Consider the following 7,621-nt stretch of genomic DNA (forward strand, 5'->3'; position numbering starts at 1 on the left):
TATCGCGGCTGCGGTCAGAAGGAATCGGTGATCTTCTGCGACCGCGTCATGGCGCTGGGCTTCCGCCACGCGTTCAAGGCCGGCATCTCCTTCGGCAAGGACGACATGGTCGTGCCGGAGAACAAGTGGCAGATCGTCGACACGACCCGCGCGCTCGCAAAGGATTACGAGCAGCAGTACCAGGACGGCCTGATCACCCAGGGCGAGAAGTACAACAAGGTCGTCGACGCCTGGGCGAAGTGCTCCGACAAGCTCGCCCAGGAGATGATGGCCCGCATCTCGACCGTGCAAAAGGACGAGACCGGCCGCGACAAGCAGATCAACTCGATCTACATGATGTCGCACTCCGGCGCCCGTGGTTCGCCGGCGCAGATGCGCCAGCTCGCCGCCATGCGGGGCCTGATGGCCAAGCCGTCGGGCGAGATCATCGAGTCGCCGATCATCTCGAACTTCAAGGAAGGCCTCGACGTTCTCGAGTACTTCAACTCGACCCACGGCGCCCGCAAGGGCCTTGCCGATACGGCGCTCAAGACGGCCAACTCCGGCTATCTCACCCGCCGTCTCGTCGACGTGGCGCAGGACGCGATCATCTCCGAGACAGATTGCGGTTCGGATAACGGCATCAAGATGCGCGCCATCGTCGATGCCGGCCAGATCGTGGCCTCGCTGGGCATGCGTATCCTGGGCCGCGCTGCGGCCGAGGACGTCGTCGATGTCGAGGGCAATGTCCTCGTCGCCAAGGGTGTCGTGATCGAAGAGAGCGACATCGCCAGGATCAACGCCGCCGGCGTCCAGGAGGTGAAGATCCGCTCGGTTCTCACCTGCGAGACCAAGAACGGCGTCTGCGCCACCTGCTACGGGCGCGATCTGGCCCGCGGCACGCCGGTCAACATGGGCGAGGCCGTCGGCGTCATCGCGGCGCAGTCGATCGGCGAGCCGGGTACGCAGCTCACCATGCGTACCTTCCATATCGGCGGCGCGGCCACCATCGCCGACCAGTCCTTCGTCGAGTCGAACTTCGAGGGTACGGTCAAGATGCGCAACCGCAACGTCGCGCGGAACTCGGACGGCGACCTCATCGCCATGGCGCGTAACATCGCCATCGTGATCGTCGGACCGGACGGCGCCGAGCGCGCGGTCCATCGTGTCCAGTTCGGCTCGAAGCTGCGCGTCGACGAGGGCGACAAGGTCAAGCGCGGCCAGCGCCTGATCGAGTGGGACCCCTATTCCCGTCCGATCCTGGCGGAAGTGGACGGCAAGGTCGGCTACGAGGATCTCGTGGACGGCATGTCGATCACCGAGACGACCGACGAGGCGACCGGCATCTCCAAGCGCGTCGTCATCGACTGGCGTGGTTCGGCTCGTACGGCCGATCTCAAGCCTGCGATGGTCATCCAGGGCGCCGACGGGAAGGTTGCGAAGCTCGCCCGTGGCGGCGAGGCCCGCTACATCCTGCCGGTCGACGGCATCATCTCGGTCGAGCCTGGCGCGGTCGTGAAGGCCGGCGACGTGCTCGCCCGCGTCTCGACCGACTCGGCCAAGACCCGCGACATCACCGGCGGTCTGCCGCGCGTCGCGGAGCTGTTCGAGGCGCGTCGTCCGAAGGATGCGGCGATCATCGCCGAGAAGTCGGGCGTCATCGGCTTCGGCAAGGACTACAAGAACAAGCGTCGCGTCACCTTGACGCCGCATGACGGTTCCGACGGGGTCGAGTACCTGATCCCGAAGGGCAAGCACATCCACCTTCAGGACGGCGACGTCGTGGAGGTCGGCGACTACATCCTCGACGGCAACCCGGCCCCGCACGACATCCTTGCGATCAAGGGCGTCGAGGAGCTGGCGGCTTATCTGGTCAACGAAATCCAGGAGGTCTATCGCCTCCAGGGCGTGACCATCAACGACAAGCACATCGAGGTCATCGTTCGGCAGATGCTGCAGAAGGTCGAGATCACCGAGTCCGGCGACAGCGACATTCTGACCGGCGACCAGGTCGACAGGATCGAGCTGGAAGAGGTCAACGCGAAGCTGCGCGAGGAGGGCAAGAAGCCGGCTTCCGGCGTTCCGGTTCTGCTCGGCATCACCAAGGCCTCGCTCCAGACCCGCTCGTTCATCTCTGCCGCGTCCTTCCAGGAGACCACCCGCGTCCTCACCGAGGCGGCGGTCAACGGCAAGTCGGACATGCTCGAGGGCCTCAAGGAGAACGTCATCGTCGGCTCGCTCATCCCGGCCGGTACGGGCGCTCAGGTTGCCCGCATCAAGCAGGTGGCGACGCGCCGCGACGATCTCATCGTCGGCCAGAAGGCGGACGCGGCGGCCAAGGCCGCCAAGGCCGCCGCCGCGGTGCTCCCGGCTGCCGAGTAACAGCCGGGCGAATGCCTCATGTCATGAAACGGCCGTCTTCGGGCGGCCGTTTTCTTTTGGCCAGAGCATTCCCGGCGAGAACGGGTTCGCCGAGATGGCTCCGGCCCCTTGCCTTTTTATGCAGTTCCAGGCGCAGAACCGTTTCGCAGTTTTGCAGGAATCGCTCTGGCGCCACGACGTCTTCGAACGATACGTCCCGAGATATGGATCTTTCTCTCGCTTTTCCGTCGGGTTGGCAGGCGCGGGCTGCTCGCGTCCTCGCACTTTCTTCATGCTTCATGCGGCTGCCCGTCCACATGGCGTTTTAATAGTGCAAGCTTAGAAGGTGAGCGCGCGAGGGTATGATGCGTTGGCCAGCAAAACAGGAGGGCAGGGACGCTCTCGAACAGAGGACGCCGGCCGGTTTCGTGGCGGCAGTCGAAGCGATCTACGAGGCCGCACCGGCACCCGAGCGCTGGCCGGCCGCGCTGCAGGCGATTGCGGACGCATTCGGCGATGTTGGCGCTCATCTGATCTATCAGCGGGAAGACGGCGCCTATGGCACGATCTGCTCGCCGGGCCTGGACGCAGCACAGCGGGATTACGAAGCGGGCCAATGGTGGCGCCATGACGTTCGCTTCTCGCGCTCGCTTGAATGTGGCGCGATCTCGCGATCCGATACCGTTTCGGATCGCGACATTGCGACGCTTGAGGAAATGAAGAGCCTGCCGTTCTATGCGCAGTTCCTGCGCTCGCACGGTCTCGGCTGGTTCGGTGGGGTCGGGATTTCCCCCGATCCACGCGTGGGTGTCGCGCTTTCGGTCCAGCGTGCGATGGAGAAGGGCCCGCTGTCGGAGGCGGAGCTCGATCTCCTCAGCCGATTGGGCCGTCATGTCGAGAACGCGTTGCGTCTCGGCATCAGGCTCATCAATGCCGAAGCTTCCCAGCAGGCGCTCGCCGATGCGCTGACCCGGCTCGGGGTGGGTGTCTTCCTCCTCGCGGGCGACGGACGGGTGCTGTTCGCCAACCCGGCGGGCCAGGTGCTCGCCGGCGACGGGCTGCTCGTCAGCGGCGGGCGGCTGACGGCCCGGGCGGAAGCGCCGCGCGAGATGTTGCGGGCCAGGATCGCGGATGCAGCTCTCGGGGATGCGGCTCTTCTCGCTGCGCCGCGTCCGGTCGTCGTGCAGGATCGTCAGCGCGACGGGTTTCTCGCCGTTCACGTGATTCCGGTCCGGATGGCCGATCGTGGTGCTGTCGAGGCGTTGCTGGCGGATGTCGTGGCAATCGCCGTCGTCACAAGCTCCCAGGTCGACGGGCCTGCCGATCCGGCGCTCGTCCGGGATCTTCTCGGTCTCACGCTGGCCGAGGCGCGGGTGACGGCGCTTGTCGGGATGGGGCTGGCGCCGCGCGAGGCGGGGGAACGGCTTGGCATCACCGAGGAAACGGCCCGCACGACACTGAAACGCGTCTTCCAGAAGACCGGCCTGACGCGGCAGAGCGAGCTCTCGGCGCTGCTCGCGCGCATGGCGGTTCGATAGGGCTGGGTCCCGCGGTTCGAGCCGAGGCATGCCTTCCATGCGGATGATTCTCTTCTGGGGATCATGCGGGGGCGACGGATCGAAGGGAGCTGCACGCTGTGTCGCGGCGCGCTATGCTGCCGACCGGCGCGCGGGATGCGATCACGGACAGGCTGAAGCCGCCATTCGCGGGGCGGATGGCGGAAATGCAGGCCGAAACGCGCCCGTAAGCGGATTCCGGGGTTGACGCGAATCTCCTCCTGAGTCATAAGCGCGCCACTGTCGACGGCTGTCGGACACGTTTGTCGCTTGCGCATGGTTCGCGAGCGAGGTTCGCGACCGAAACTCCGTCGGAATTCCAGCGTCGATTGACGACATGGCAGGATGCATGAGCGCGGTTTTCCGTGTTCCTCTGCTGGCGAACGCGCCTGAGGCCCCTGAAAGGGCGCCGATGGCGCGGCTTCGTTTATGCCGTGACTTTGCTCGGCCTGGGAGATTGACCAGGAATTTCCAAACGCTCAGTGGGGCGAGAGGCCAGAATGCCGACAATCAGCCAGCTCATCCGCAAGCCGCGGTCGCCCGTGAACGTGCGCAACAGCGCTCCGGCGCTAGAGAGTTGCCCGCAGAAGCGTGGCGTCTGCACGCGCGTCTATACGACGACCCCGAAGAAGCCGAACTCGGCGCTCCGCAAGGTTGCCAAGGTTCGTCTCACCAACGGCTTCGAGGTGATCGGCTACATCCCCGGCGAGGGTCACAACCTCCAGGAGCACTCTGTCGTCATGATCCGTGGCGGCCGCGTGAAGGACCTTCCCGGCGTGCGCTACCACATCCTGCGCGGCGTTCTCGACACGCAGGGCGTCAAGAACCGCAAGCAGCGCCGTTCGAAGTACGGCGCGAAGCGTCCGAAGTAATTTTCTGCCAGGCCGGCGGGGTCGTTAGACCCGAGCCGGTCCGCAGCGTTCCAGATTGACCGGAGACTAGACGATGTCCCGCCGCCACAGTGCCGAAAAGCGCGAAGTTATCCCGGACCCGAAGTTCGGCGATATCGTCGTGAGCAAGTTCATGAATTCGATCATGTATGAAGGCAAGAAGTCGACCGCCGAGCGGATCGTCTACGGAGCCTTCGACATCATCGAGAGCAAGACCAAGAGCGAGCCGCTCGACGTCTTCAAGTCGGCGCTCGAGAACGTCGCTCCGGCGATCGAGGTTCGTTCGCGTCGCGTCGGCGGCGCTACCTACCAGGTTCCGGTCGAGGTTCGTGCCGAGCGTCGTCAGGCGCTGGCGATCCGCTGGCTGATCTCGGCCGCTCGCGGCCGCAACGACAAGACCATGGTCGAGCGCCTGTCGGCTGAGCTGATGGACGCCGCCAACAACCGCGGCAACGCCGTGAAGAAGCGTGAAGACACGCACCGGATGGCGGAAGCCAACCGCGCCTTCTCGCACTACCGCTGGTAAGCGGCTCGCTGACCCGAGACACAGAGCACCACCATGGCCCGTTCCCATCCTATCGACCGTTATCGCAACTTCGGCATCATGGCCCACATCGATGCGGGCAAGACGACGACGACCGAGCGTATCCTGTTCTACACCGGCAAGAACCACCGGCTGGGCGAAACCCATGACGGTTCGGCCACAATGGACTGGATGGCGCAGGAGCAGGAGCGCGGCATCACGATCACGTCCGCGGCGACGACCTGCTTCTGGCGCGACAACCGCCTGAACATCATCGACACCCCCGGCCACGTCGACTTCACCATCGAAGTCGAGCGTTCGCTGCGCGTGCTCGACGGTGCCGTCTGCGTCCTCGACGGCAACCAGGGCGTCGAGCCGCAGACCGAGACGGTCTGGCGCCAGGCCGACAAGTACGACGTTCCGCGCGTCGTCTTCGTCAACAAGATGGACAAGATCGGCGCCGATTTCTTCCGCTGCGTCCAGGACATCATCGACCGCGTCGCCGGCAAGCCTGTGTGCCTGCAGATTCCGATCGGTTCGGAGTCCAACTTCATGGGCGTCGTCGACCTCGTGAAGATGAAGGCGATCGTCTGGAACGGCGAGGCGCTCGGCGCCTCTTACGAAGAGCAGGATATCCCGGCCGATCTCGCGGACAAGGCTGCCGAGTATCGCTCGAAGCTGGTCGAGGCTGCCGTCGAGATGGACGACGCCGCGATGGAAGCCTATCTCGAAGGCACCGAGCCGGACGCCGACACGCTGCGTCGCCTGATCCGCACCGCGGTGCAGCGCCGCGCCTTCCACCCGGTCCTCTGCGGCTCGTCCTTCAAGAACAAGGGCGTGCAGCCGCTGCTCGACGCCGTCGTCGATTATCTGCCGTCGCCGGTGGATCGCGGCGCGGTCGAAGGCATCGACTTCAAGACGGAAGAGCCGACGGTGCGTAACCCGACGGACTCCGACCCGTTCTCGATGCTCGCGTTCAAGATCATGGACGACCCCTTCGTCGGCACGATCACCTTCTGCCGCATCTACTCGGGCAAGGTCGAGGCCGGCCAGGGCGTCATCAACTCGACGCGCGACAAGAAGGAGCGCGTCGGCCGCATGCTGCTGATGCACGCGAATAACCGCGAGGACATCAAGGAGGCTTTCGCCGGCGATATCGTCGCCCTGGCGGGTCTCAAGGATGTCCGCACCGGCGACACGCTCTGCGACACGGCTCAGCCGGTGATTCTGGAGCGCATGGAGTTCCCCGAGCCGGTCATCACGATCGCGATCGAGCCGAAGTCCAAGGCCGATCAGGAGAAGCTGGGCCTCGCCCTGTCGAAGCTCGCGAACGAGGATCCGTCCTTCCGCGTCTCGACCGACCAGGAGAGCGGCCAGACCATCCTGAAGGGCATGGGCGAGCTGCATCTCGACATCAAGGTCGACATCCTGCGCCGCACCTACAAGGTCGATGCCAATATCGGCGCGCCGCAGGTTGCGTATCGTGAGACCCTGACCAAGAAGGCCGAGGTCGACTATACGCACAAGAAGCAGACCGGCGGCACCGGCCAGTTCGCGCGCGTCAAGCTCGTCATCGAGCCGAACGAGGCGGGCAAGGGCTTCGAGTTCGAGTCGAAGATCGTCGGCGGTTCCGTGCCGAAGGAGTACATCCCCGGCGTCGAGAAGGGCCTTAACTCGGTCATCGGCTCGGGCGTTCTGGCCGGCTTCCCGGTCGTGGACGTCAAGGTCACGCTGATCGACGGCGCCTTCCACGAAGTCGACTCGTCGGCTCTGGCCTTCGAAATCGCCTCCCGTGCGGCGCTGCGCGAAGGTCTGCAGAAGGGTGGCTCCGTGCTGCTCGAGCCGATCATGAAGGTCGAGGTCGTGACCCCGGAAGACTATACCGGTTCGGTCATCGGCGACCTGAACTCGCGCCGTGGCCAGATCCAGGGCCAGGACATGCGCGGCAACGCCGTCGTGATCAACGCGATGGTTCCGCTGGCGAACATGTTCGGCTATGTGAACCAGCTTCGCTCGTTCTCGCAGGGTCGCGCCAACTACACGATGCAGTTCGACCACTATGAGCAGGTGCCGTCGGCGGTGGCCGCCGAGGTTCAGGCCAAGTACGCCTGAGCCCCGCACCGAACCGACTGACCATTTGAACAAGATCTGACGGAGGCTACGATGGCCAAAGAGAAGTTTGCGCGGAACAAGCCGCACTGCAACATTGGAACGATTGGTCACGTTGACCATGGCAAGACGTCTCTGACGGCTGCGATCACGAAGGTTCTGGCCGAGGCTGGCGGAGCGTCTTTCACGGCGTATGACCAGAT

6 protein-coding genes are annotated in these 7,621 nt (G+C 64.8%); all 6 read left to right on the plus strand.

Annotated elements, in window-relative coordinates; genetic code table 11:
• On the plus strand, positions 1 to 2,361 hold a 2,361-nt coding region (locus J0I42_RS23820), incomplete at its 5' end, for a DNA-directed RNA polymerase subunit beta' (protein WP_465247719.1).
• Between the two features lie 407 nt (positions 2,362 to 2,768).
• A complete protein-coding gene (locus J0I42_RS23825) occupies positions 2,769 to 3,878 on the plus strand; it encodes a helix-turn-helix transcriptional regulator (RefSeq protein ID WP_291658662.1) in 1,110 nt (369 codons plus the stop codon).
• Positions 3,879 to 4,396: 518 nt separating this feature from the next.
• On the plus strand, positions 4,397 to 4,768 hold the full coding sequence (gene rpsL, locus J0I42_RS23830; protein ID WP_291658664.1) for a 30S ribosomal protein S12: 372 nt from the start codon (positions 4,397 to 4,399) through the stop codon (positions 4,766 to 4,768).
• 73 nt (positions 4,769 to 4,841) lie between these two features.
• The gene (gene rpsG, locus J0I42_RS23835) at positions 4,842 to 5,312 is read left to right on the plus strand and encodes a 30S ribosomal protein S7 (protein ID WP_291658666.1); all 471 of its coding nucleotides are present in this window, start codon (positions 4,842 to 4,844) and stop codon (positions 5,310 to 5,312) included.
• Positions 5,313 to 5,345: 33 nt separating this feature from the next.
• Entirely contained in the window at positions 5,346 to 7,421 is a 2,076-nt protein-coding gene (gene fusA / locus J0I42_RS23840; protein WP_291658667.1) for an elongation factor G, read from the plus strand.
• Positions 7,422 to 7,472: 51 nt separating this feature from the next.
• The coding region (locus tag J0I42_RS23845) for a GTP-binding protein (protein WP_291658668.1) at positions 7,473 to 7,621 on the plus strand (149 nt) is incomplete at its 3' end.

Origin of the sequence: Allobosea sp. (assembly GCF_017308015.1) — a bacterium.
Taxonomy (GTDB): Bacteria; Pseudomonadota; Alphaproteobacteria; order Rhizobiales; family Beijerinckiaceae; genus Allobosea.

Excerpts from the sequence above, each read along its gene's own strand:
- fusA (WP_291658667.1), top strand. The coding sequence starts at position 5,346 with ATGGCCCGTTCCCATCCTATCGACCGTTATCGCAACTTCGGCATCATG.
- rpsL (WP_291658664.1), top strand. The coding sequence starts at position 4,397 with ATGCCGACAATCAGCCAGCTCATCCGCAAGCCGCGGTCGCCCGTGAAC.
- rpsG (WP_291658666.1), top strand. The coding sequence starts at position 4,842 with ATGTCCCGCCGCCACAGTGCCGAAAAGCGCGAAGTTATCCCGGACCCG.